The organism is Planctobacterium marinum, assembly GCF_036322805.1.
Classification (GTDB): Bacteria; Pseudomonadota; Gammaproteobacteria; order Enterobacterales; family Alteromonadaceae; genus Planctobacterium; species Planctobacterium marinum_A.
Window position 1 is genome coordinate 4813535 of sequence record NZ_AP027272.1, and the last position, 26601, is coordinate 4840135.

The following is a 26601-nucleotide window of genomic DNA, read 5'->3' on the forward strand; positions in this document are numbered from 1 at the left end:
TCAAGCTTTTTGTGCTGGCAACTATCTTTCAAACTGTAAGCGGATTTCTTCAGAGAGGCTTTCAGCCTGGCGTATTTCCTTCGGTTTCATGGTGGCGGTGATACGTTCAATAAACCAAGTGGCGTTACCGTAGGTTTTACTGTCGTCAGTGATATCCTTTAAAGCTAAACCATAGGCAAGAGCCCTTATATAATCTTGTCCTTGCGGTTGGGGTCCATTTTCCTTGTAACCGTACATCAGCCAGAGTATAGCTTTTTCGCTGCCTTTAACAGCGAGTGCTTCGGCTACCTGATACTTTTTCTGCGAGAGCCCATAGCGCGCCTCAATCATCGCATCCCGGTCGGACAAATCGATATTCTGAAAACGATAATATTCCTCATCACGGGTTGCCCAGAATTTTGTTAACGCCTGCTCAGAGCCAGCTAATGCCGCCTGTTCTAAAAGAGTCACATAATCAATAGAACGATCTACATCTTTGCAGCGCTCGAATTGCGCCAGTTTTTCCTCAACCAGAAAATGGCTTTCGTTTTTTTGATTGGCATCGTCCAGCCAGGCTTGCATTGCAACGTCATCCGCTAAAGCGCGCTGGCAGCCTTTTAGCAAGGAGGCCTGCTGGTAAAGCACTTCAGAGTCAATAAACACTTCATCTGTACTTTTTTTCTGGAACTCAGATTCAATATCGTCAGACGAGACATGGTCCAATGGAGATAGAGTTGTACTGCTAGCTACTTCAGATTTGCCTTGGTTTGAGTTATCTAGCGCAGATTGCGTAGTGCTTGAGAGTTGATCTTGAGGCGATTGCTGCCAACCTATCCAGATTAGCAGCAATACAATTGCGATTACGCTGGCTTTTACCAGATTCGGCACGTCGTAAATCCAGCGCGTTGCAAGGTATGACGGTCTTTTTCAGCCATACGTTTACGCTCATACGGCCCCATCACCACTCGATACCAGCGACCATTCTGGCCATTACTTTCTTTGATATTTGATTCGATTCCCTGGAAGGCAATGCGGGCGCGCATGCTTTCAGCCTGTTCTTGCTTGCGAAAAGAACCACATTGCAGAATATATTCTTGGGTGGAAGTATGTGTTTCTTCTGGCAGGTCCACTTCAACTTCGTAGTCGGGGTCTGTCAATGTGGTCATAAACTCCCACTCTTCTTTCGGAGCCTCCGGCAATTCATCCTCTTTTTTAACTGCCGTTTCCTGCTTTTGCACCGTGGCTTTATTACCTTCAGAGGCATCCTTTATGTTCCACAGGAAAACCCCAAAACCCATCACCACAGCTAAGGTAAATACAATGCGAAACCAAGGTGTTGCTTGGTCGCTACTGGCATGTTGTACCGCAGCAGGTGCAGCTGAGCCACCGCTTTTACTGCGCGGAGAAGACGCCCGTTTTTTGGGAGCAGGTTTTGTTTTTGTGGTTTTCTTTGGGGGAACTCTGTCCCTGGCCACGTAATCTTTAGGTGCCATTGTATAATTAGTAATAGATTTATTTAGTTTTTAGCGCCGGCGGATCTTACCGCTTATAAACTGTGGTGAAAACCACTTCAAAGTTAATTTCTACTGTCATTCACTAGCAATAAACATAAAGTTAATAAAAATCAGTAGGATCCACATCGATAGACCAGCGCACTTTGTGTTTTGTTGCAAGACTTTCTAACGCGGATAAATGTTTGTTTAATGCTCTATGCAGGGGTAAGCGCTGCAAATGAGACAGCAGAAGTTGCATTCTGAAACGCCCTTGGCGTTTTTCCATTAGCGAAGGAAACGGGCCTATCACTTTCAGGGCAGGCTCATTAAGTGATTGTTCCATATGGAACATTTTTGCCACATGCAATAAAAACTGCTGACTGTCTGAAAGACTAATGGATTCCGACTTGAGTAATATCTGAAACTCAAAAGGCGGTAGTTGTGCAGCTTGCCGCTCTTTTAATGTGGTACGAGCGAAGTGTCCGTAACCATTGTGCAGCAAATCCAACAACAAACCGTTATCAGGATGACAAGATTGCAGCCACATCTCGCCTTCACTACCGGCGCGTCCAGTTCTGCCAGCCACCTGAGTAATTAACTGCGCTAACTGCTCAGTGGCTCTGAAATCGGCACTGTACAGCGCCGCATCCACATCTAATATTGCCACCATGGAAAGGTGAGCAAAGTGATGCCCTTTAGCCAAAATTTGAGTACCCACCAATATTTGATATTTGCGCTGGTTAATGGCTTCGAGTGTTTCATTCAAAGAACGCTTGCCAGACATACTATCGCTGTCCACTCTGGCCACCTGATAGTTGGGAAACAATCTGGACAACGCTTCTTCCAGTTGCTCAGTACCCACACCGCTGGCATTGACATTATTGCTACCGCAAGATTGGCAGCCAGGTTGGCGTTTTTTTACCGAACCACAATGATGGCAATGCAACTGCTGAGTGGATTTGTGCCATGTATAGGGTTTATCACAATGCTTACAGCTATCTACATAGCCGCAATCGGAGCACATCAAGGCAGGTGAATAACCGCGGCGATTAATAAATATCATCACCTGCTGCTGTTGCCGAAGATGCAAATTGATGCGCTCAATGAGATAAGGACTTAAGCCCGCATCGAGGTGTTGCTCCCGAATATCCAGCAACTGTTGATTGACCTTGCTGCCCTTCACCACCTTTTCACGCAAGTGCAAATGCCGATAACGAGAAGTTAACGCGTTGTTGAGCGTTTCCAATGAAGGTGTGGCAGAGCCCAATACCAGTGGTATATCCAACTGCTTGGCGCGCATAATGGCCAAGTCTCGGGCGTGATAGCGAAAACCGTCCTGTTGTTTGAAGGAGCTATCATGCTCTTCATCCACCACTATCATGCCCGGCCATTTAAGGGGTAAAAACACCGCTGAGCGGGTGCCGATAATAATACCTACTTCGCCATCACGGGCTTTTTGCCACACCGCCAGGCGCTCATTATCGGAAAGACCGGAATGCCATACACCAATATCAATAGCAAAACGCTCTTCAAAACGGGACAGTGTTTGTGGTGTTAAGCTAATTTCGGGTACCAGCACAATAACCTGACGTTGTTGCTGTAGCTGATTCTCAATTGTCTGCAGATAAACTTCGGTCTTACCGCTTCCAGTTACTCCTTCAATTAAAAAGGGCTGAAATCCCTGAGTGCTATTTATGGCACTAATAGCCAGCGCCTGTTCAGTGCTGGCAAAGGGACGTGAGGCTACCTTTAAGGATTTAGTCCAACTGTGATCAGCTTTGCTAATGCTTTCTTCACAGATGAGTAAGTCTTGTTTATGCAATGCTCGCAAAACGGGCTTATTGAATTGCCGCAAAAGCTCTGTTTCCGAAACAGGACCGTCCATCAATAGTTGCAACAACGCCTGCTGTTTTGGTGCCTTGCGCAATTTTTCTAAGCTATCTAAGCAAATACCATCCGCTACCCGCCACAAACGTTCTGTCGGTCGGCTATCAGGCTCGCCTTTACGCAGCTTAGCAGGTATGGCAGTGAGCAAGACATCGCCAATAGGATGACAATAATAAGCGGTCGCCCAACACAGCAGCTCCAGCATGGTTTTGCTGAATAGCGGCGCCTCATCTAAGGAACTCAATATGGGCTTGAGCTTTTCAACCGGCCACTGTGATTGCGCTTTGGTATTAACTACAATGCCAATTTTCTCACCATGACCATAGGGCACCTTTACGCGCATTCCAGGCAGCAGTTTACCTACCATTTCATCTGGTATCTGATAATCGAATGCCTGCCGTTTAGGTATTGCAAGCGCAATTTCTGCAATCTTATTGGTCATCTCAGCGCGGTTGAATGGATTGATTCCCGTGGGTATATAAGGTCTCGCGTGACAACTATTATGATACCACGCTTATTTTTTAAGCATTTATGCTTGATCCCCGAAAGGCGATACATTAATATGCGCGCCTCTTTGCCTCAAGGGGCAAATGGAGAAAGATTTTTTGTAATTAACATCGTATGGTGGCCAGCTTCGGGTTGGTTAGCGATACGGCCTTAATAATGAGGTGCCCCATGCAACAAGGTATTCACCCAGAATACAACGAAATCAACGCTAACTGCTCTTGCGGTAACAGCTTCAAGATCCGCTCTACTTTGAAAAAAGACCTGGCTCTTGACGTATGTTCAGCTTGCCACCCTTTCTACACTGGTAAGCAAAAGATCCTTGATACTGGTGGTCGCGTTGATCGCTTCAAGAAACGTTTCGCTGTACTGGGCAAAAAATAAGACTGTCCGTTACACAAGTTACGTGAAAAACCCGGCTGATGCCGGGTTTTTTGTTTCTGAAACACAGAACAACTGCCGCAGCTCTTGGTATTGTACAAACTTCCAGCCCTGCTCCGACTACCTAAATTTGCCATAGCTGTAACCCCTCCTGTTATGTTACAGTTTGCAGCACAAAAAGAATTGCAATAAGCAATCTACTCATTAATAAAAATAAGCTTAAAAAGCAGCAAGTACCGACGACGACATAACAAAACCTATTTATTGGATATTTTACTGAGGCCCTACAACTTTATGTCTGATCTACGTCAAAAGGCACTGGACTATCATGCCTTCCCCAAACCCGGAAAAATCAGTGTAGAACTAACCACACAAGCTGAAACGGTGGAGCACCTGGCTCTGGCATACAGCCCCGGTGTCGCAGAACCTGTAAAAGAAATTGCTGCCGATCCGGAAAATGCTTACAAGTACACTATCAAGGGTAACCTGGTTGCCGTTATTTCCAATGGCACCGCCATTTTAGGGCTGGGCAATCTGGGCCCGCTGGCTTCAAAGCCAGTGATGGAAGGTAAATCCCTGTTGTTTAAGCGTTTCGCGGGTATCGACTCCATCGATATCGAAGTACAGCACGACTCCGTACAAGAGTTTATTGATACCGTCGCCAATATCTCCATTTCCTTTGATGGTATCAATCTGGAAGATATCAAAGCACCAGAATGCTTCGAAATTGAACAGGCCCTCATTGAGCGTTGTGATATCCCGGTGTTTCACGATGATCAACATGGCACAGCCATTGTAACGGCGGCTGGCATGTTAAACGCGCTGGAAATTCAAGGTAAAACTCTGTCAGACGCTAAAATCGTTTGCTTGGGCGCTGGCGCTGCCGCAGTTGCCTGTATGGATATGCTGGTAACCTGTGGTGCAAAACGACACAACATTTTCATGTTAGACAGCAAGGGCGTGATCCACTCTGAACGTGAAAACTTACCAGCTCACAAACAAAAATTCGCCAACGACACTGACAAGCGCACCTTAGAAGATGCCATTGACGGCGCTGACGCATTTTTAGGCGTGTCTGGCGCGAACCTGTTGAGTGTTGAGGCCTTGCGCAAAATGGCCCCCAACCCGGTGATATTTGCCTGCGCTAATCCGGATCCGGAAATAAAGCCAGCGTTAGCAAAAGCAGAGCGCGAAGATTTGATTATCGCAACAGGCCGTTCAGATTATCCCAATCAGGTAAATAATGTATTGTGCTTTCCCTTTATTTTTAGAGGGGCTCTGGATGTGCGAGCTACTGTTATCAACGATGCAATGAAAGTAGCAGCGGTTGAGGCTATCCGACAACTGGCAAAAGAAGAAGTACCCCACGAAGTGCTGGCTGCGGCCCATGTGAATCACCTGGAATTCGGCAAAGACTATATTATTCCGAAACCGATGGACCCAAGATTGTGCCGCCGAGTGGCCACAGCCGTAGCACAAGCTGCCGTAGATTCGGGTGTGTCGAAAATAAATTGCCTTCCGGTAAATTATCTGGCAGAGTTACCCGCGTAAATTACGAATGGTAATTTTGCTGACCTAAGGTTAGTTGTACAATAGGGATAATGAGTAAATTTGTGGGCCGGATTAAGTCGTACAGAGCCACCAAAACAGAATAATAATATTATCAGTGAAATGACATTTTCGTACTGTAAATTATAAATACAAGAGTTCGAAAAATGACAACCCCTGACACGACGCGCCAGCCCAAACGGCAAGAGCTGACGCAAGAGCTTCTGAAACACTATCAGTGTCAACCTAAGCTCTCAAAAATGAAAGAGGCACAGCCAAGGCTGGAAGCCCAGTTTCAATTTCCCAAAGCAGTATGGGAAAAATTAAGAGCTAAGAATTAGATACTATTAATTCAAAGCAAAAAAAGAGTCGCTATTGCGACTCTTTTTGTATCTGCAGTAAAGCTTGTCGTTAGCCAGTATTACGCATACCCACAGCAATACCAGTAATGGTTACCATCATGGCTTTTTCCAGCGTTCTGTCTTCCTGAGTATCATCCAGCGCCCTGATGCGCTGTAACAGCTCCATTTGCAAATAGTGCAGCGGCTGCAAATAATCTGCGCGAATCGACATAGACTGTTTGCCTTTTGGATCAGACTCCATGACTTCCTGTTGCCCTAACAATTTCAGCAAAAGGGCGATACTGTCGGTTAACTCAGAACGAAGTTTATCGCCAAAGTGCTGTAACTCCGCTGGCACCAGCTTGTCATCATAAGCCTTCCCCACTCGGGTGTCGGCTTTATAAAATACCATGTCCAACATAGACAAACGCGAACGGAAGAAAGGCCAACTGGCCAGCATGTCCTGTAATAGCGGCTCATTGCCTTTATCCAGAGCATTTTGCACCGCTGGCATTACGCCCAACCATGAAGGCAATACCATCCGGGTTTGGGCCCAAGCGAAAATCCACGGAATGGCGCGTAAACTTTCAATCCCCCCAGTGGGTTTGCGTTTCGCGGGACGGCTACCCAAAGGCAACTTGCCCAGTTCTTGCTCTGGTGTGGCCACGCGGAAGTAAGGCACAAAATCCGCATCGTGGCGTACCACTTTGCGGTAATTGTCTCTGGCGTCGGCCGCCATATCCGTGATCGCCTGACGCCACTCTGGTTTTGGCTCGGGTGGCGGTAAAATAAAAGCTTCCAGGATAGCACTGGCGTATAAATTAAGACTGCGCTTAGCCAGCGCCGGCATACCAAACTTATAGCGAATAGTTTCACCTTGCTCGGTAACCCTGAAGCCACCGTCCAATGATCCTGGAGGCTGAGACAAGATAGCGGAATGTGCTGGCAAGCCGCCACGCCCTATCGTGCCACCACGACCGTGGAATAACGTGAGTTTGATATCGTTTTCTTGCGCTATCGCCACTAAGGCTTCTTGCGATTCGTATTGCGCCCAACCTGCGGCAAGCGCGCCAGCATCTTTGGCAGAATCAGAATAACCAATCATCACATATTGCTGGCCTTTGATGTAACCGCGATACCAGTCAATGGCCAACAGATCACTCATTACCTTAGGCGCATTGTTCAAATCGTCCAGAGTTTCAAACAAAGGCGCTACTGGCATGGCCCAACCAACATTCATTTCCTGCAATAACAACTGCACTGCCATCACATCAGAGGGCAAACTAGCCATGGAAATAATATAAATCCCAAAGGCCTCGCGATTGTTTTGCGCAATAACTTTACAGGTATCAATCACCTCTTTGACTTCCGCGCTGGGCTGCCAATTAGTGGGGAACAATGGGCGCTTGGAATTTAGTTCGTGTAATAAAAACGCTTGCTTGTCGGCTTCGGTCCATTGGTTATAGTCGCCGATACCCAAGTGGCGGGTTAGCTCACCAAACACATTAGCGTGACGCTCGGAGTCTTGTCGCACATCCAGGCGCAACAAATGCACGCCAAAACAATGAGCACGTCGGATGGTATCCAGCAACAAACTGTCGGCAACGTTACTCATGCCACAGGCATATAACGAGTTGTAACAGGCCATCAACGGCGCCAGAATTTCTTCATCTGACTGGATCCAGTCTTCCTGGTCTACCGGAAACCCTTCCAGGTGGCTGGCAATGCCATCACGCGTCAGGATCAGTTGATCCCACACCGGACGCAACAAGGCGCGGTAAGGCTCAAGGGCATCTTCACCGACAATACTGCGCACATAGTCGTCGCAATCGGTCATGGATAATTCCACAACTAAACGCTCTATGTCATCTGCAAATAATCGCGCAGCGCGCTTTCTGGCCAATAACAGAACTTTTTGAGTAACCTTAGCGGTAACATTGGGATTACCATCCCGATCGCCGCCCATCCAGCTGCTGAAATGCACTGGTGACGCATCCAATGGCAAGCTCTGACCAAACTGGGCTTGTAGTTTGCCATCTAATTCGCGAATAAAATCAGGCACTGCTTCCCATAAAGAATTCTCGATTACCGCGAAGCCCCATTGTGCTTCATCCACTGGCGTAGGACGCACCGCGCGTACTTCTTCCGAGTGCCACGCTTGGGTAATAAGATCAGCAATTCGCAACTCCAGTGACTTGCGCTGTACGGCACTGAGTTCATCACTGCGCATGCGTTTTACACACTGGGTTAATTCGGAGTACTTGTGAATGAAGGTGCGCCGATACACTTCTGTTGGGTGTGCAGTTAGCACCAGATCAATGTCTAGCTTGGCGACCGTATCAGCAAACGAGCTTTGTGAGAAACCCATATCCTCTAATCGCGCTAACAGGGCTTCCATTGGATCGTCAATCTGCGCATTGCTATTGTGTTCCTGCTCCACAATATTGGCCAGGTTCAGAAACTGGGTAAAAGCACGAGCTACCGTGAGTAATTGCTCGTTTTCCAGCTCAGAAAAAAGCGATTGCAGTTGTTCTGTCGCTTCTTGTTCACCCTGGTTGGACTTGCGACCCGCTTTACGGATTGTTTCGATGCGCTCTAGCCATGCTTCACCTAACTGGTCTTTAATGGTGGTGCCCAAGGTACTGCCTAATTGACGAACAGTGTCCCTTAGCTGATTTTCCATAGCGTCTGACATAGGTTCTCCGAATTTAATAAAATTTCAGTTTTTGCGGAATTTCACCACAGAAAGTCACTAAACTTACCTCATTTTGTAATTAAATTACAAGAATTTGCTAAATTCCCTTGTCTTCCAGGTAAAAATACACTCTGTCGCTTTATGCTGTATGCTAGTTTTGAATGTCCTGACGGATCTTATTGAATTTGTTATTTAATCACTTTTGTTGGTACTTTCTACCCTAAAAACCCGATCAATAGCAAATGACAAACCTGTGAATATGGAAAGTGGTTACTCAAATATGAAGCAAAATCCAACCATTTTGGCATTGGCCAGCGAATTTAAGGGCGCCGAATTTATCCGCGAATGCAAACACCAAGGTTGCGAGATCTTTGTTATCGCCAATGAGCGCTTCAAAGATCATCCATGGCCATGGGACTGCATAGACCGCTTTCACACCATGCAGGACTTGCGAGTGCAACCCGATCTCACTCACACCGTTGCCTGGTTAATGCGCCATAATCAAATTGACCGCATTGTGGCATTGGATGATTACGATGTGGAACACAGCGCCGATCTCCGAGAGCACACCCGCCTGCCGGGCATGAAGCACACAAATGCGCGCCTGTTTCGAGACAAGCTGGCGATGCGGGATGCTGCATGGCAACATCAATTACCTCAACCGCGTTTTACTGGCATTCTCAACCATCATCAAGTTTACGAGTTTATGGAATCGGTCCCTGCCCCGTGGATCCTGAAACCGCGCACTTTGGCGGGCTCTGAAGGGATAGAAAAGCATTACCAACAAGAAGACCTTTGGCAAAAACTGGAGGCATTGGGTGACCGCCAATCGTATTTTTTGCTGGAAGAATTTGTTAGCGGCGATGTCTATCACGTAGATTCGCTGTGCTGGAAAGGAGAAGTGATTTTTGCGCAAGTCAGCCGCTATGGCGCGCCCCCACTCACCATGCTGCAGGGACAAGGCATTTTTTCCACCAGAGTCTTACCGCGAGATAGCGAAGACAGCCTGAAACTTATCGAACTCAATAGACAGTTATTATCTGCCTTCGGGCGGGAATACGGTCCAAGCCACAGTGAATTTATCAAAGGCGAAGATGGTGAATTCCGCTTCCTGGAAACCTCAGCCCGCGTGGCGGGTGGTAACATTGAACACACCATTGAATGTGCCTCAAACCTGAAAATATGGCAGGAAGCCGCCAAAATGGAGCTGGCTGATTTTCGCAACGAGCATTACAGCTTGCCGGATTTGCGCAATGATTATTCAGGCTTAGTAGCTTGCCCCTGGCACGAAGCACAACCCGACATCGCCAGCTTTGCTGAAGACGAGATTAAATATCGATATCAGGCTGATGGCTACGCTAGCCTGGTGGTGCAATCCGAAGATTGTGGGCGAGTGGAGTGGTTATTACAGGATTTGGCAAAAAGACTACTGGCCTGATATTGGCTTTAAAGCACAACAAAACTATACTTGCAGCAATAATTTTATGTGAATAAACGAAGTGCTCCCCATCGGAGCACTTTCGCATTGAGAGACAACGAATTTGAACAACTGGACTATTGAAGATGCCGAAGAGCTTTACCGGGTAAAACGCTGGGGCGCGGGTTACTTCGAAATTGGTGAAAACGGCAATCTAAAGATCACGCCTTCGCAGAATAACGAAAGTCTGCGTATTGACTTCAAATCTGTCATAGATGAAATCCGAGCTGAAGGTATTCAGTTTCCAGTGGTTGTGCGCTTCCACGATATTTTGCGCGCGCAAGTAGCCAAACTTAATCAGGTATTCAGAGACACCATTTCTGCTGCGGAATATCAAGGCAACTATATGGGCGTGTATCCGGTTAAAGTAAACCAGATGCGTGAAGTCGTGGAAGAAGTTGTAGATGCCGGTGAACCCTTTCAATTCGGCCTGGAAGCGGGCTCAAAAGCAGAGCTTTTAACCGTTATGGCCTACAATACCAATCCCGGTGCCTTAACCATCCTCAACGGCTACAAAGACGAAGAGTTTATGCGTCTGGCGTTTATGGGTCTGTTGATGGGTCGTCGCATCATTATTGTTGTAGAAAAGTTCAGTGAGCTATATACCATTGCCAAACTGGCTAAAGAGTTAGGCATCAGTCCGGAAATCGGTTTAAGAGCTAAAATGTCGGTTAAGGGTAGAGGCAAATGGGCCGGTTCCGCGGGCGACAGAGCCAAATTTGGTTTGTCCACCTCCGAATTAGTAGCCGCGGTAAAATACCTGAAAGACGAAGGTCTGGATGAGCGCCTGAAGTTGTTACACTTTCATATCGGCAGTCAGCTTACTGATATTCGCGCCATCAAAGATGCCATTACCGAAGGTGCGCGTATCTACGCCGAACTGCGCCACCTCGGCGCTAACTTGGAATTTGTGGATGTGGGCGGTGGCCTCGGTATTGACTATGACGGTAGTGCCTCCACCAACGAATCCTCGCGCAACTACAGTATTAAAGAATACGTGGGCGACATTGTTTATGGTATGCAGGAAATCTGCGATGCTGAGGAAGTACCACACCCGAATCTGGTAAGCGAAAGTGGTCGTGCCCTGACCGCTCACCACAGCTGCGTGGTAACAGAAGTTGTCAGCGAAATTAAACCACAAGGCAGTCAGGCAATTCACACCAGCGATCCCGATGAGCACTTCATTGTCAGCAATATGCGAGAACTGTCGGAAAATCTGGAAAAGTATCCTAACTCACAAGAAGTGTACAACGATGCCGGAGACTGGAAAGAACAAGCACTTAATGCCTTTAAGTTGGGCGTGCTCAATCTTGAACAGCTGGCTACGGTTGAAACCCTGTACTGGCAGATCATGCAGGTGATTCAAACTCGCCTGGAAAAAGACGAGTTTGTTCCGGAAGAACTGAAAGAAATCGAATTACAAATGGCCTCTCAGTACCTTGGGAATTTTTCGGTGTTTCAATCGGCAGCCGATACCTGGGCTATCGATCAGATACTGCCAGTGGTGCCTATTACTCGTATGAACGAGAAACCCACGATCACCTGCTCCATTGCAGATATTACTTGTGATAGTGACGGCAAGATTGACAACTTTATCGGTGAAGACGGTATTTCCCCCACCATTAAGATGCACCCGTTGAAACCCAACGAGCATTATTACGTGGGCTTATTCCTGACCGGAGCTTATCAAGATGTTATGGGGGACATGCACAACCTGTTCGGCCGCCTCAACGAAGTACACATTTTCAGCTACGATGATGATCCGGAAGATTTTTACATTGAAGAAATTGTCCGTGGTTCTTCAGTAGAGCACGTACTGAATATCATGCAATACCACCCCAAATCCATGGCCCAGGATGTAAAACGCGTAATCGATAAAAAGATTGCCGATGGTGAGCTCAAACCCCGCGACGGCGTTAAGCTCATCGACTTTTATGAAGCTTGTCTGGAAGGTTACACCTATTTAAAAACCACAAGTTGATCTTGCAAAAACTGGATCTGATGGCGCTCAAATGAGCGCCATTTTTTAGCCGTGAGTAACCTGACATCCCACACTACATAAAATTCAAATCCAACAACAGCATAAGTCCATCAAGCCCCTTTTTAATGTCCTGCTTGCGACCCTATTAATGGCCTGCTCTGATAAGCCAGTACACCCTCATCAATAAAAACCAGATGCATTGTTTAATGCTCCGTCCAAACTTATGCAAACTGGTACAACTACGAAATATTCAGTAAATTAGAAGAAACTAAATTCTACCCCTGCAAGGAACCTTCTCATGAATGAACTGGATTTTGCTGACGTCTCCCCCTGTGATTATGCTGATGGCCTGCCCCGAGAGCAGTTTATGGATTTTTATATCAGGCCTTTGTGGCAGGGTATACCCCGAATTGCTGGCCCTGCATTTACCGTGAAATGCGCTCCCGGTGATCACCTGATGTTGCACGCCGCTATTTATGAAGCGAATCCCGGCGATGTGATTGTCTGCCAGGCAGATGAGCGCTTTGCAGTTAGTGGTGGTAACGTCTGCGCCATCGCGCAAAAACGCGGTATTGCCGGTATGATAGTAGACGGTGTGATCCGGGATGTTGCCGAAGTGCGGGAAGCGAAATTTCCGGTATTTGCTAAAGGCGTTTGTCCGAAGCCCGGTGCTAAAAAGGTCAAATCACCGCTCAATCAAACCATACAGTGTGGCGGCGTCACCGTGCACCCAGGCGACATTGTGGTGGCCGATGAGGAAGGCATTGCCGTTATCCCCAAGGCGCTGGCATCTGAGGTCTACGAAATAGGCAAAAAACGCCGCGACAAAGACGCAGCCCTGACTTTAGAACAATGGCAAGCCAATCACGAGCAACTCATTAAAGAGAAGTTAGACTCTCTTTAACAGTTGAATCAGGGTTGGATTGCCAAAGTGCACCATTAGCACACCACAGCACTGACTGATAAACAGCATCATGGCAGAGCATACCAATAAGGTATTTTGCTCTGCCAATCCCACTCCTGCCAGGTGATAACTAGCAATAAAGCTAAAAATTAGCAGCGCCGAGCATCCATTGCAGAAAGCAGTGATCTGGCTTAGCGTAAGTTGATAAATTAATCGGAACATCTTCCTTGAGCTCCTTCAGGTTATTCAGTCAATGAATTAAAGCCGATAATTGAATTATGTGAAACTGTACTAAAGTACAGTTTATTCAGCTGATTCACGTCATAGCAAAGCAATCTACTCGCATGTGCCATTATATCGATAATTTCGAAATGCCATGTCAAAGAACCTCTGTATATAGGCTTATAAATATCACTCAAGCAAGATTTATATATACTTTTTCCGATATAAAAACGCTTAATCTTCGAATATACCTGGTTGTAATTTAAGGCTATAAATTCAACAACACAGGTGTCGTGCAATACAACAAACGAATTTGCCAGACACTCAATATCTTGTTATGTCAGGAGAACGTTATGAGACTCATCGTCAAATCTGCAAACTTAAACCTGCAAGAAACTCACAGAGAAACCGTAAAAAAACGCGTCGGCAGTGTTTTTCATCGCACCGTAGATGCCATTCAATCACTCACCATCACCCTCAGTGATGTCAATGGACCAAAAGGCGGTCCGGATAAACAAGTGAAGGTAAAACTAAAATCCGACAACATGCCGCTGATCGTTGTCATCGACAAAAAAAGTAATTGGATAGCGGCTGTCAATTCGGCGTTAAACCGAGTAAATAATAGCTTTCTCAGAAAACTAAAACGCAAAAAACAGGTGAATGCGAAAGTCAAAAACCTGGTTTTAACCAGTGATTTGGTGGCCAGTTAAGCTGGTTTTTATAAAGTATGCAAGGCTCCGGTGGGAGCCTTGTGATAATTGAGGGGAATAAGCTTATTGCGCGACTCTGGCCAGTAAAAACTCGGTGGTATCTTCCACCGACAAGGGGCGACTAAAGTAATAACCTTGGATCATGTCACAGCCCATATCCTTCAATTGGGTAGCCTGCTGCTGATTTTCCACGCACTCTGCAATCAGACTTAACCCTAAGCTCTTACCCAAGGTGATAATAGACTGGATAATACCGTCGTTAATGTTGTCTACCCCCATCTGACGCACAAAACTACCATCAATTTTTAAGGTGCCCACAGGTAAATCCCGCAAGTAACTCATACTGGAATAGCCTGTACCAAAATCGTCCACCGCGATATTGATTCCCATTTGACGCAATTGCTCTAAAACCCGAATGGCGTGTTCAGTGTTAGAAATAAAGGTATTTTCAGTAATTTCAATTTCCAGACTCTTTGGTGATAAGCCAGTTTTTTCCAAGATTTGAGTGATCTGATCTACGGCATTTGGATGCATGATAAAAGAAGCAGGCAAATTAACTGCTACACGAGTCTGCTCACAACCGAGTGCTTGCCAACTGGCATTCTGACCACACGCCTCCTCGAGTACCCACAGACTCAAAGAATGCATTAGTCCCACATCTTCAGCCACGGGTAAAAACTGCACAGGGTTGAGTAAGCCTAACTCTTCATCTTGCCAGCGGATCAGCGCTTCAATGCCACAAACCCGGCCGGTTTCGGTACAAATTTGTGGTTGATACACCAGATGAAAGCTTTTGTTTTCCAGCGCTAAACGCAATTTGTGCTCCAGGGTCAGTCGTTCCAGTGAGCCATCAATCATGTCGTGTTCAAAGAAACAATACTGACTCAAGCCCTTCTCTTTGGCCCGATACATGGCAACATCAGCGTGACGCAGTAAAGTAGAGGCATCGGTACCATCATCCGGAAAGCGTGCAATTCCGATACTGGTGGAAATATGTAACTGGTTCCCGGAGAGTTCAATCGGCTCACTGAGGGTAAAAATGATTTGTTCAGCCAAGGGGATGATGTCTTCTTTGCTGTGTAAATGCTCCAACAAGATGATAAATTCATCACCGCCCCAGCGACACACGGAATCGGCTTTTCTCACCACGGACGAGAGCTTTTCTGCCACCTGAACTAGTAAGTCATCACCAACTGCATGACCGAGGTTATCATTAACGTACTTGAACCTGTCCAGGTCCAAAAACATCAATGCCATTTGTGAATTTTCGCGACTGGCATTGTCGATACCATGATTAAGTCGGTCCACCAGCAAATGGCGATTAGGCAATTGCGTCAAGGCATCATAATTAGCGCGGTTAAATAGTTGTTCCGTGCGCAAGGCCACTAAAGATTCCAGCCTTTCACTGTGGGCATGCAGTTGCTTCTCGTGCTCTTCAATCGTATCCAGCATGCTATTCACGCCGGTAATCAAAGTACCTAACTCGTCACTGCCTTTTAGCCTGACACGACGGTTATAACGGCGATTACGGGCCACATAGCCTACCAACTCCACCAATTTGTTCATGGGAGCCGCCAGAAAAGCCTGCAATCGCCAATGTAAAAAGAAGGACACAGCCAGACTGACAATAAACACCAGCGCGAGGATCAACAGATAATTACCTCGCTGATCCGACAAAGCATTGCTATCGGACTCCATGATGACATAGCCAATAACTTCATTGTCCATGCGCACAGGATAATGCACAGTTAAGTAAGTGCTACTATCAAGCTTATTTTGTAATTCCTGATAATCCGGCAGGCGCTTTTCAGGATCCCGCTGATAGCTGGCAAACAGGTTATTGTCCTTATCCAGTAACAGTGCATATTGGGTAGCTGGAAAGGATTTAAGTGAAGCTAATACGTCACTGGCAGCCTGTGTATCGCCAAACAACAACGCCGAGCGAGAGGTCGCTGCTATAAGCTGCGCTTTACCATTGAGATTTTCTGACAGGCGGGTTTTATGATCGGAGACATACTTGCCATAAAGTAACACTGAGGCCAGCGCCAAGGTAATACTGGTAACAATGGTCGCCACTAAAAGCTGCTTTTTAAAAAATGAAAGCTGCTCGTATTGGGCAATTAGCTTTTTCATGTTTTCTTGATTCGGGCCAGTTTTAATAACTCTGAGCTGATTTCCAGCTCCAGTGCTTGCAATCGTTGCATGTCTATTTCAAAGCGTAGCCGTTTTCCTTCTTCATAAAAAGAAAAAGTGGCGACATTTTGAAAAATAGAAGTATTTGAGGAAACGATTAAGACTTCTTTTAAAACATCCAGAATCGGTTGCTGTGCATCACTTAAATAAGCAAGATCGCAGCGATTGTTAACCGCAATAGGCTTAACCTCAACCCTCAACTGCCGCTCGCCAACCGTGCGATTTGCAACCAAGGCCTGTAAAAATTCCAACAGCGGATCCTGTTCAGCCAGACATACCACAACCGTTTCTCTGGGGGTACGTGTATCCAGGTCCGGCCAACTGATGAACTTAGTGAAATTGAAAATATAAGCGGCTTTTAACTTATCAAGCCGGGTGAGCTGTGGGTAATCCTGAGACTGCGCATTGCTGCTACTGACTGCCAAACCTAACATCATAGCCAACAGCAGTCGACTTAGATATCGAGAGCGAGAAGACTTTGATAGAGCTTGCAACAACACCGGATTAATTCCCTACCTCGAACTGGAAAAAGCGATACCAGCTCGCCAGTTTTCTTTGGGTTGTGGACCGTTTAAATACTGATACAAAGGCTTGGCCATCTCTAATCCAAGACTGTATGCATCACTAAAGCGCCATCGAATTCCAATACTGGCCAGTAACTTTTTACCACCGTATAAATCTGGATTAGTGATACTTGCGGGATAAGGATTGGTTTGCGCCACTAACAGCGCTGTATCTGCACCCTGTATCGATTGAGAGTGGACGTATTCAAGTCCCAAAATGGTATGTAACGACTCATTGTTTTGATATCTGTATTTACCTTTTACACTGTAACGGTTTCCCAAGCGATAATCTCTGTCGTTTTTACCGGTGCGAATGGTGGCTGACAAATCCACTTCAAACTGATGTTCTGTCAGCGATTGATAGCTCAATGTCAGTGGTATGTCCCAGGTACCCGAACCTAATTGCATGGTGTATGGGAGCTGCTGATCGCCCGGTGCTCTAGGGGTATCTCCCCGCTCATCAATGGAGCCAGTGGGTATACTCAGTTTAACCTGCAACGCCCACTGATGTGATAACTGTTGCGCCAGTACATACCTTGCTCCCAGAGATAAGTCACCGGGTCCATGGCTTTTCAACAAAAACGTTTCATAGCCGGGTACAGCAGAGATATGATCGGTTTCCTGCTGGATATAAGGCAATACCAGGTTAAATTGCCACTCTGGACGCCATTGATATTGAATACCTAAAATTGACGCTCGCTGCGTAATGACGGTTGGTACCACGGGAAAGTTACTGTCTGTGCGCGGTTCTGCTCCCGGAGTAAACAACACTTCGTCCAGAGAGAGTTTATCGGCCCCCTTGAGATAGCCATCAAATTCAGCTTGTTGATAACGCAGCGACCAGGTCCAGTTTTGACTATTCGGCTCTGCGTCTTCCGTTGATGCACTAAATAACTCTTGGAGACTCATCTCGGCAAATTCAGCAGGAGTAGACTGGGCAGTGGCTTTTGAAGATAGAAATGCGCAAACCATACAGAATAGTGTTTTGGTAATCGCACAGCGGGGTGATCTGGACAAACGCGTACCTCTCAGGAAATCTCAAGTTACCATCCGAGGTCATTTTATCCATAGATTCCTAGCGTAACCCAAATGTCGCTAAATACGCAGCAAATTTTACCGATGTTCCCGTTATTTAGCAGCAAATAGAAGATAATTAACCGAAGTATCGCTACTGGTGCGCCACTTGCTGGTGAAAGGATTGAAACTCATTCCGGAAATCGCACCTGCAGTCAGTCCATTTTCGGCAATCATGCCCTGTAACTCTGCGGGTTTCACAAACGCCTTCCAGCTGTGGGTCCCCACGGGAAGCAAGCGCAACACGTACTCTGCACCAACGATTCCAAACAAAAACGATTTAAAGGTGCGATTCAGTGTTGCCAGCACCAGCAATCCGCCGGGCTTTAAAAGCGCACAACACTCTGCGATCAACTGCGCTTGATCCGGGACGTGTTCTATCACTTCGGTGTTCATTACAATATCAAACTGGCGTGACTCATCCACTAACACCTCAGACAAACAGTGTCGATAGTTAATGCTCAAACCAGAGGCTTTAGCGTGACGCTGAGCGACTCTAATACTCATTTCACTGGCATCAATTCCGGTAACCGCAACGCCCAATTGCGCTAGTGGCTCACATAACAAGCCACCACCACAACCAACGTCCAGGGCACTTAATTCAGACAAGGATTTTTCCTGAAAGTGCTGCCGGATTTGCCGCTCTATGACGTGCCAGCGGCAGGCATTAAATTCTAATACACGGCGGTATTGACCATTGGGATCCCACCAGGCTTCAGCGAGCGCATCAAATCGCGCGATTTCTTCCGCACTGGTGTTAGCACTTTTAGTGTACTGAAGAGCACTTTTATCCAACATAAAATCAATACCTCATCTACCCTTTGGCAATAAGTTGCAGAAACAAAAAAGGCGACACAATGTCGCCTTTTCAAATTTCTTTGCATCAATTAAGCAGCAGGTTTGTGCTCAACTTCAGCAGGAACTTCATCAGTCAGTAGATTCAAATCAAAGTCGTATTCATCTACTCTGACTGCAACACGACGCTTAGCATCATAATCCAATACGGCGTCTGCTTCAGTCTGGTTCAATACACCGCGCTTCTGCATTTCGGTTACGATACCAGCGAAGTCAGTTGCAGGTGCAACAGGCTGTGCACGCAACGCTTTCTGGATTTTACGCAACATCGGCATTACTGCGTGTTTCGCCACGAATGCCTGATAGTTGATGTCGTAACCATCGCCCGGCTTGGTTTCTACCAGATGAGTGATCTCTTTGCGGAACGCGTTGTTCTGCAAGCTCACTTCGGACAATTCACGCACCAGGTCATCAGAAATAGCGTGAGTGCTATTGCTGTAAGTTGCGGTTAACAAGCGCATCAAACCACGAACAGCAGTATTCGGGAAGTTGGCCACAAACGCTTTCTGCGCTTGCTCAGCTTGCTGTAGCGCCCACTGAATACCGTATTCAAAATAAGGCTTAGCATCTACGCGATTGGTTTCACTCACTTTCTGCTCGTAAAAGCGGATTGCCGCCATTGACATGTAACCGTAGCTCATCATGTCACCCAAGCGGGCAGACAACATTTCAGCTTTTTTCAGGTCACCACCTAACACCAACAACGCCAGGTCTGCCATAGTGGCCAGATTAGACGCCACTTTGTTCAGGCGCTTTTCGTACTTTCTAACCTCAGGTAGCTTGCTTGAACTACCGCGCGTGAAAGGTAAATAACTCTTACCTAAGCTGCGGAAAGCGTTTGCAACACTAAAGCCAATAGTCTTGCGCAACAGAGAGTTAAACTTGGCATCAGCACCTTTTTCATTACTGTGAATCTGTTCAACTAACTCTTTCATGTAAGGGTGGCAACGCATCGTACCTTGACCGAAAATCATCAGGCTACGAGTCAGGATGTTGGCACCTTCTACCGTAATAGCAATGGGTTGTGCTTTGTAACCATTAGCCATGGTGTTTTGCGGACCTTGCTGGATAGCTTTACCCGCAGTGATATCCATGCCGTGTTGCAAAACTTCACGACCTAACTCAGTCATGTGATATTTAGCCATAGCCGTTACAACTGAAGGCTTCAGACCTAACCCCAGACCTTCTGTTGTCAACTGACGCATAGCTTCTAACAAATAGGTTTTACCAGCCATATCAGCCAGTTTTTCCTGGATACCCTCGAAGCGACCAATTGGAACGCCGAACTGTTCACGTACGAAAGAGTACTCAGTAGCTGCTTTAAACGCAGACTGCGCTGTAGAGGTACCTAATGCTGGAAGTGAAATACCACGACCTGCACCTAAACAGCTCACTAGCATCTGCCAGCCACGTCCGATGTTCTTCTGACCACCGATGATGAAGTCCATTGGAATGAACACATCTTTGCCGCGTGTAGTACCGTTGTAAAAACGCATGCCCATTGGGTCATGACGGTTACCAAGCTGAACACCCGGGTGCGATTTAGGGATCAAAGCACAGGTAATACCCAGCTCGACTTTGTCACCCAACAAACCATCTGGATCTAAACACTTAAACGCCAAACCTAAAACAGTGGCAATAGGCGCAAGTGTGATGTAACGCTTGTCCCAGGTTACAGAAAGACCTAAAACTTCTTTGCCTTCCCAAGTACCTTTGGTCACCACACCCACATCAGGGATAGCACCCGCATCAGAACCTGCATCTGGGCCCGTTAATGCGAAACAAGGCATGTCTTGGCCAACGGCCAGTTTCGGCAACCACTGTTCTTGCTGCGCTTTAGTTCCATAGTGCATTAACAACTCACCCGGACCGAGCGAGTTAGGTACCATAACGGTTACCGCTACAGCACAGCTACGGGAAGCAATCTTGGATACGATTGTCGAGTTAGCGTAAGGGCTGAACTCCAAGCCACCATAGGCTTTGGGAATGATAAGGGCGAAGAATTTGTTCTTGCCTAAGAAGTCCAAAATTTCTTGTGGTACATGCACACCGTCTTCTTGAAGGCGGTAGTCATCTACCATTTTAATTAGTTCGCGCAGCGGGCCATCGATAAAGGCTTGCTCATCTGCACTTAAAGTTGCTTTCGGCACATTTCTCAATGCCGCCATATCAGGTACACCGCGATATACTGAAGCTTCCAGCCACACATCGCCAGCATCCAGCGCTTCCTGCTCTGTTACAGAAATTGGGGGTAAAACTTTCTTAAAGGTTGTACGTATACTCATAATATTCACTCATCTGACATCCGACCAGTTGAGGTAAGTATGAGTGAAAACCATTTTTGGATCAAAGTTTTTTAACAAAATATTTATAAAACTGTTGTATTTTTATACGATTCGATTAACCACTCGGTCAGGATAAACATCTGATTTACAATTGATTATTTAACTTAAAGCAGCAATTTAGAATTCATTACCTGGAAAAATTTAAACAAGCTTTAATGGGGATCCATTCACCAAAAAAGAGTAAATTACTACCCTGAACGCATCAATTCGACATGCATTAATGGCAAAACAAGTCAATATTCTTCCTTCTATTTATATAAATTCATCAACCGTGCGTCAGGTGAAAACTGAATGAAGAGTTGTGAAGAACACTCTATCCGTATTTACAGTGCTAGCTATTGGCCTTAGATTGCCGACGTTGTTAAATCAATTCGAAAAAAAATGCACTCAACTATTTCATCCAAACAATATTTAAAACCAAGCGCAATAACATGGATTATGGTACTTGCTGTTACTTTGTTATCCGCATGTGGCGGCACCAATACTCAGCAAACCACCCCCGTTGAAAGTGATCCCACACCGGTTGCCAATCTGACGATTTCGCAGATCATGGCTAACAATCTGTCCAATTATGAAGCCGGGGATATATTGCGTGTCGATTATCAATTGGAAGTGACAGAACTGGAGCAACCCGATGTGTCTATTGATTTTTACCTGGTTCATAGTGATTCAGAAGATGAAACAGAGATAGCAGAAACGCATTTTCTGCACACAGCAGCTCATACGGCTGTAGAAAATGGTTCCAGTGTGGACTCTTTTGCCATTGAAATTCCAGCTGTTGCACACTCTGGTAATTATTGGATTCTGGCGATTGTCGATCCTGAAAATACAGTAGCTGAGGATAACGAATCAGATAACCATCCCAATATCGATAACGAACAACACGTCGATGGTGATTTCCCGGCAATTTCTATCGAAATTAACGCCCCTTCTGAACACGAATTTGAATTCGTGCGCAGTTATGTTGATAGCGGTATCGTAATTCTCGATAGCCCAGAATTACACGAAGGCACCGGCCAACATTATTCAGATATCATCGGCCACATAGATGCGATATATCACGGTGATCATGTAGCACTCGCCGCCCTCACTGCGGAAATTGAAATTGGCGGCAATTATCACGCAGTAACGCTTTGGGATGCAGAAACCGGCCAGTATTTAGACAGTCAAACCATTGAGTTTGCCTATGACGGCGACGAACATTTTTTTGGTTTTGATATCGGTCTGGAGGACCAACAATTGGAAGCCTTGTATGCTGAATACGATGCCAATGCAGAATCCAACGCGGTAACCATTAGATTTACACTGACAGATACCACCGAAGTCGCAGTAGAATCTGATAACAGCAACAATACAAAGGAGCTTACTGTGCCGCTGTACTTCTTTGAGCGACAAGACGATGAAGAGGACACAGGCACAACCGGAGACAAATCTCCCGGACTGCACAGCTATGCTGGCAAAGACTTCGAATTTACCGGCAACAAACTCAAAATAGATGGCTCTTACGATAAATCCTATGGTGATGCCAGCAAATTCAAAGTGGGCGTTGAATTAGGTGGTGAAATGCAGGTTGATTTGCTGGATAAGGCCGCTTCTTTGGAAGCAGGCGGCTCGGTGGATATGTGGATATTTAATGCTCACAACACCATTTTTGGCGCCAGCTTTGATGGCCAGGCTTATCTTACTGGCGTTAACACCGGCTATGATTCAGAAATGGTGATCTTTAACACGACGGTGTACGAAGATTCCAAATGGGTAGCCAAATTTGAAAAAACCTTTGAAAAGTCTTGGGAAGAAGACCGCATTCTCGCTAAAGCTAACTTTTCAGTGGGACCAATCCCCATGAGCGTCAAAGCCGGTATTGACGGTAGTGTTGGATTTGAATTAAGCATTGGCTACGCACTTAGTGAGTTGTATGCCAATGGTGATATATTCTCCACTAATTTTGGCGGTTATGCTGAAGGTGGCGTTGATGCCGTTGTAGCCTCGGCAGGTGTGACCATTGAATTGTTAATCATAGACAACTTACTGGCCATGGAGTCCAGTGCAGAATTAGGCTTACTGGAAGATGGTGAAGCGAACCCCAGAGTAGACTATAGTTTTGAACTCACCGACGACATTGATGTTATCAGTGGTCGCTTTGGTCTTTACGCAGAGGTAAGTTCCGTTAAGTGGTGTAAAAAATGGGGCATACCATACCCTTGTGGCACCAAGAAAAAAACCTATAACCTGTGGTTTTATCAAACCCCCAGTGTTTACAACAAATCCTGGACTATCTTCTCCAGAGAAGGCACGGTTTCTCTGTAAACATTCGGCTCTGTTCTGAACTCAGGAAGGTGGCATGTCACTTTCCTGAGTTATCAGTAGAAAGGCTAACTTAGTTTTAAAAAAAGCGATTTTCATGATCCTAAGACTCTCTTATTTTTTGCTTATTGGTTTAGTTTGTAATCAGACGCTAGCAAGCAGTTCAACGGCACAAAGTTGCACTCGCAGTTATGAACTCAACATTGATACCGCCACACACTTTGACTTTGGTTCAGGCAGCAGCAACAAACAAACATTTAGTGCTCAGTTATCGTTAATGGCGCTTGATGCAGAGACAACAATCCCTGACTCAACATGGTGGGGAGTGCAATTAAGCGAAATAGAGATGCAAGGCAATGGCAAAATCATGGTTAGCACCCCCGAACTGAGTATGCCTTTTGCCCTGTTAAAACAAGATGATGGCAAACTCATTGAGTTTCGATTTGCACCACAGCACGACGACAGCACAAAACAACAATTACAAGGACTGGCCTACTATCTGCAATTTCCAAACGAAGCCCATTGGCCAGAGAATACTGAGCAACGCGAAGAAAGCGATACCATAGGGCTGTATAGTGTGCGCTACGAGAAGCCCTCGACATTTGCGGGTCAAACTGTTTTGCCCTACAGGAAAAACAAAACCCATTATCAGTCCAACGAGAATATGAAAATCAATGGTGGTAATCCCATTCAGACCATTGAAATCAATACTTCACAGCAAGACATTGCTTTAAATTCCTGTTGGTTTGACACAGTACAAGGCCAGGAAGATATAAAGTTTTCCGGAACGGCGGATAGTTTTTCAATGTCTTTAAGCCAAACCTATATGATTAAACCGATGCAGACATTGGCAGAAGTAGCGCTTTGGGCAATGCCCACCAATGTGAATGATTGGGTGTTTCCGGAAGCAGTTGTCACTGAATTAACAGAAGCGGAAATCAAAGCGCTTGAGCAACGTTTTATCAAGGCATTAAAAGACACCGATTTATTGTCCATGCGCGGCTCTCAACTGGCAGATTGGTTATTGCAATTTGATCCGGTAATTTCAGTATTGCGTGAGGAGCTACTGACAACACGATTCGATGACAAACAAAAAATGCGTTTGTTTAATGCCTTGGGTCATCTGGATAGTGACAATGGCAATCAATTACTGGTTACCCTTATCAATGATGTCGCGTTTTCAGAGACAGATCGGTTTCGCGCCATCAGAGCTATCACCACTGGCACCAGCGCCCTCACTGCCCCGCTCAAAAACCAGCTATCAGGTTTGTTGAATCAAGATGAGTTTATTGGCTCTGAAGCGCTTTATGGCGCTGCCATTATGACCTTGGGAGCCGTGCTGCAACGCCGTAAGCACAATACACTGTCTGATGAATTATTCATGGAACTGACACAGCGCTTAGTGAATGCCGAAGATGAGCAACAGCAATCCGCGTTAGTCGCCAGTTTGGGTAATAGCCAGATGCCAGAAGCAGTAACAACCCTGCAAGACTTCGCGCAATCCAGCAGCGCTCGTGTCAGGGCCAATGTGGCAGCCTCCTTTGGACAAATCGCCGATAACGACGCGCAACAAGCCTTGAAATCTATGCTGCAAAACGAGCCGAATGACAAGGTGCAACAAGCGGTACTGGGTGCTATTGGACAGTTTCAGTTGAACAATACCGAACTGCAAAAAATCTCTGAAATCGCCCAACAAAGCAAAAGCGAACGCACCAGAGGTAACGCCATCAAAGCCCTGGCCCAACAAACCCACAAAAGTCAGCAAGCACAACAACAACTGCGCCAACTCATGATGAAAGAAACCAGTCGCCGTAATTTTGCCCTTGCGGCAAAATCCATCGAAGCGTTGAAACAAACAGCTGAGACTGATCCCTAATCACCAGCTTCCGTAAGGTTATTAAAGCGCAATTGAACCAGGTTATGTGATGGCAAAAATCGCAAATCCGCAGGGTAAAGGTAACCATTTACTCAGTAATCATTGGTTTGAGGATGTTCAACTTCAGGTTAAATCTGCGGATCAGATCTTCAGCGACTATATATTATCAATGCTGGTATTAAGCGCCGAGTTTTCCTTCAAACCTGTGCCCGACAATGAATATTTTCTGTATTTGTGGAAAGGGCAATTGAGGCTTAGCCTGATCCCGGCGCGCAAGTGTAATTTCCCAGAGGTAGAGTGTCTTGCAGTTTGTTTTCTCAATGCTGATCTCACCTGGAAAGTGATATTACACCCCCAACAAGCGTTGAGTAGTAAAGCGAAAGAATGGCTGCAAAACTTTGCCGAGGCAATGCAAAGCCAAATAGAGAGGGCAGATTCATTTAGGGAATTATTACCTTATTACGAAGAAAGCCTACCTTTTTATCGCCGTCTCTACGCTTCTGGATTAGCAAAAAGCTTAACCAAATCGGCACAAAAAATTCGCCTTTTGGATAAAAAACCAGAACTACCACAATCCAGGTTTTTACCGGCACTAAGCGGGTAGGGTCATATCCTGTCCGAGTTTTTTCAAACGTCCGTTTTTAATACTGTAGATAAAGCTGTGCACCTGAATATCCTTTCCGGCAGCTTTTGCTGATTTAACAATAGAGGTACGCAGCACATTCAGGGCTTGTTCCCGCACATTAAGCTCACACATGCGATCATCTTTTGCTTCACCTTCAAGGCCTTCTAGTTCATGAGCATATTTGCTGGCGACGTCTTGAATATGACCAAGCCAATTATCAATCAGCCCCAACGGCTCACCTTTGAGTGCTGCTGTAATACCGCCGCAACCATAATGACCACATACAATAATGTGTTTCACTTCCAGTACGTCTACGGCATATTGCAATACCGACAAGCAATTCAGGTCGGTGTGTACCACCATATTAGCCACATTGCGGTGCACAAAGAGTTCACCCGGTAACAAACCCACTATGTCATTTGCTGGAACGCGACTATCAGCGCACCCAATCCACAGGTATTTGGGTTTTTGCTGTTTCGACAACTTATCGAAAAAATCCGGTTTTTCTTCATCAATCTGTTCTGCCCATTTCACGTTATTATCGAGCAGTAATTGAATTTCTGGCATAGTTTAGTTGTCGCTGTAGCTGGTGATTGATGGCAGTATACCTGACAAGACGCCGCAACAAAGCTCTGATCTGTAAG

The 26601-nt window shown here is 46.0% G+C and carries 21 protein-coding genes; 10 read left to right on the forward strand and 11 right to left on the reverse strand.

The features are described 5' to 3' along the window. Positions 1-21 precede the first annotated feature (21 nt). The 3 genes from AABA75_RS21115 to priA form a co-directional block, all read right to left on the reverse strand. Positions 22-867 carry a hypothetical protein gene (locus AABA75_RS21115; protein WP_338294719.1) on the reverse strand — a complete coding sequence of 282 codons (846 nt, stop codon included), beginning with the start codon at positions 865-867 and terminating at the stop codon, positions 22-24. Continuing rightward, the gene (locus AABA75_RS21120) at positions 852-1472 is read right to left on the reverse strand and encodes an SPOR domain-containing protein (RefSeq protein ID WP_338294720.1); all 621 of its coding nucleotides are present in this window, start codon (positions 1470-1472) and stop codon (positions 852-854) included. The genes AABA75_RS21115 and AABA75_RS21120 overlap by 16 nt, the downstream gene beginning before the upstream one ends. A 121-nt stretch (positions 1473-1593) precedes the next feature. Continuing rightward, positions 1594-3801 (reverse strand): primosomal protein N', encoded by a 2208-nt coding sequence (priA, locus tag AABA75_RS21125; protein ID WP_338294721.1) that lies wholly within the window; start codon positions 3799-3801, stop codon positions 1594-1596. A 233-nt stretch (positions 3802-4034) separates the two neighbouring features. Between priA and rpmE the strand changes: the two genes are divergently transcribed. The 3 genes from rpmE to AABA75_RS21140 all read left to right on the forward strand — a co-directional run bounded on the left by rpmE (position 4035) and on the right by AABA75_RS21140 (position 6133). Further along, positions 4035-4247 carry a 50S ribosomal protein L31 gene (gene rpmE / locus AABA75_RS21130; RefSeq protein ID WP_338294722.1) on the forward strand — a complete coding sequence of 71 codons (213 nt, stop codon included), beginning with the start codon at positions 4035-4037 and terminating at the stop codon, positions 4245-4247. A 291-nt stretch (positions 4248-4538) separates the two neighbouring features. Beyond that, on the forward strand, positions 4539-5795 hold the full coding sequence (locus AABA75_RS21135; protein WP_338294723.1) for a malic enzyme-like NAD(P)-binding protein: 1257 nt from the start codon (positions 4539-4541) through the stop codon (positions 5793-5795). A 164-nt stretch (positions 5796-5959) separates the two neighbouring features. Continuing rightward, positions 5960-6133 (forward strand): hypothetical protein, encoded by a 174-nt coding sequence (locus AABA75_RS21140; protein WP_338294724.1) that lies wholly within the window; start codon positions 5960-5962, stop codon positions 6131-6133. Between the two features lie 70 nt (positions 6134-6203). Here AABA75_RS21140 and ppc read toward each other — a convergent pair whose 3' ends face one another. Continuing rightward, complete coding sequence (ppc, locus tag AABA75_RS21145; RefSeq protein WP_338294725.1) at positions 6204-8828, reverse strand: phosphoenolpyruvate carboxylase; 2625 nt, start codon at positions 8826-8828, stop codon at positions 6204-6206. A 280-nt stretch (positions 8829-9108) separates the two neighbouring features. On the opposite strand from ppc, the gene AABA75_RS21150 reads away from it, so the two are divergent. From AABA75_RS21150 to AABA75_RS21160, 3 genes are all read left to right on the forward strand, one after another. After that, positions 9109-10266, forward strand: a complete 1158-nt coding sequence (locus tag AABA75_RS21150; RefSeq protein ID WP_338294726.1) for an ATP-grasp domain-containing protein — start codon at positions 9109-9111, stop codon at positions 10264-10266. 103 nt (positions 10267-10369) lie between these two features. Then, the gene (speA, locus tag AABA75_RS21155) at positions 10370-12286 is read left to right on the forward strand and encodes a biosynthetic arginine decarboxylase (RefSeq protein ID WP_338294727.1); all 1917 of its coding nucleotides are present in this window, start codon (positions 10370-10372) and stop codon (positions 12284-12286) included. 298 nt (positions 12287-12584) lie between these two features. Further along, a complete protein-coding gene (locus AABA75_RS21160) occupies positions 12585-13190 on the forward strand; it encodes an RraA family protein (RefSeq protein WP_338294728.1) in 606 nt (201 codons plus the stop codon). Here AABA75_RS21160 and AABA75_RS21165 read toward each other — a convergent pair. Continuing rightward, positions 13176-13412 (reverse strand): hypothetical protein, encoded by a 237-nt coding sequence (locus AABA75_RS21165; protein ID WP_338294729.1) that lies wholly within the window; start codon positions 13410-13412, stop codon positions 13176-13178. The two genes, AABA75_RS21160 and AABA75_RS21165, sit on opposite strands and share 15 nt — an antisense overlap. A gap of 353 nt (positions 13413-13765) precedes the next feature. On the opposite strand from AABA75_RS21165, the gene AABA75_RS21170 reads away from it, so the two are divergent. Then, a complete protein-coding gene (locus tag AABA75_RS21170; protein WP_338294730.1) occupies positions 13766-14122 on the forward strand; it encodes a hypothetical protein in 357 nt (118 codons plus the stop codon). A gap of 63 nt (positions 14123-14185) precedes the next feature. On the opposite strand, the gene AABA75_RS21175 is transcribed toward AABA75_RS21170, so the two are convergent. From AABA75_RS21175 to AABA75_RS21195, 5 genes are all read right to left on the reverse strand, one after another. Next, a complete protein-coding gene (locus AABA75_RS21175) occupies positions 14186-16255 on the reverse strand; it encodes a putative bifunctional diguanylate cyclase/phosphodiesterase (RefSeq protein ID WP_338294731.1) in 2070 nt (689 codons plus the stop codon). Next, complete coding sequence (locus AABA75_RS21180) at positions 16252-16815, reverse strand: YfiR family protein (RefSeq protein ID WP_338294732.1); 564 nt, start codon at positions 16813-16815, stop codon at positions 16252-16254. Before AABA75_RS21180 ends, AABA75_RS21175 begins: the two co-directional genes overlap by 4 nt. 12 nt (positions 16816-16827) lie before the next feature. Further along, positions 16828-17895, reverse strand: coding sequence for a hypothetical protein (locus tag AABA75_RS21185; RefSeq protein ID WP_338294733.1), 1068 nt, complete (start codon positions 17893-17895; stop codon positions 16828-16830). 111 nt (positions 17896-18006) lie between these two features. Continuing rightward, positions 18007-18750, reverse strand: a complete 744-nt coding sequence (gene ubiG, locus AABA75_RS21190) for a bifunctional 2-polyprenyl-6-hydroxyphenol methylase/3-demethylubiquinol 3-O-methyltransferase UbiG (RefSeq protein WP_338294734.1) — start codon at positions 18748-18750, stop codon at positions 18007-18009. A gap of 89 nt (positions 18751-18839) precedes the next feature. Then, on the reverse strand, positions 18840-21092 hold the full coding sequence (locus AABA75_RS21195) for an acyl-CoA dehydrogenase (protein WP_338294735.1): 2253 nt from the start codon (positions 21090-21092) through the stop codon (positions 18840-18842). Positions 21093-21590: 498 nt separating this feature from the next. Between AABA75_RS21195 and AABA75_RS21200 the strand changes: the two genes are divergently transcribed. From AABA75_RS21200 to AABA75_RS21210, 3 genes are all read left to right on the forward strand, one after another. After that, positions 21591-23459, forward strand: coding sequence for a hypothetical protein (locus tag AABA75_RS21200; protein WP_338294736.1), 1869 nt, complete (start codon positions 21591-21593; stop codon positions 23457-23459). A gap of 94 nt (positions 23460-23553) precedes the next feature. After that, entirely contained in the window at positions 23554-25332 is a 1779-nt protein-coding gene (locus AABA75_RS21205) for a HEAT repeat domain-containing protein (RefSeq protein WP_338294737.1), read from the forward strand. A 49-nt stretch (positions 25333-25381) separates the two neighbouring features. Next, a complete protein-coding gene (locus AABA75_RS21210; protein WP_338294738.1) occupies positions 25382-25936 on the forward strand; it encodes a hypothetical protein in 555 nt (184 codons plus the stop codon). Here AABA75_RS21210 and can read toward each other — a convergent pair. Further along, positions 25925-26524, reverse strand: coding sequence for a carbonate dehydratase (gene can / locus AABA75_RS21215; RefSeq protein WP_338294739.1), 600 nt, complete (start codon positions 26522-26524; stop codon positions 25925-25927). The two genes, AABA75_RS21210 and can, sit on opposite strands and share 12 nt — an antisense overlap. Positions 26525-26601: the final 77 nt, after the last annotated feature.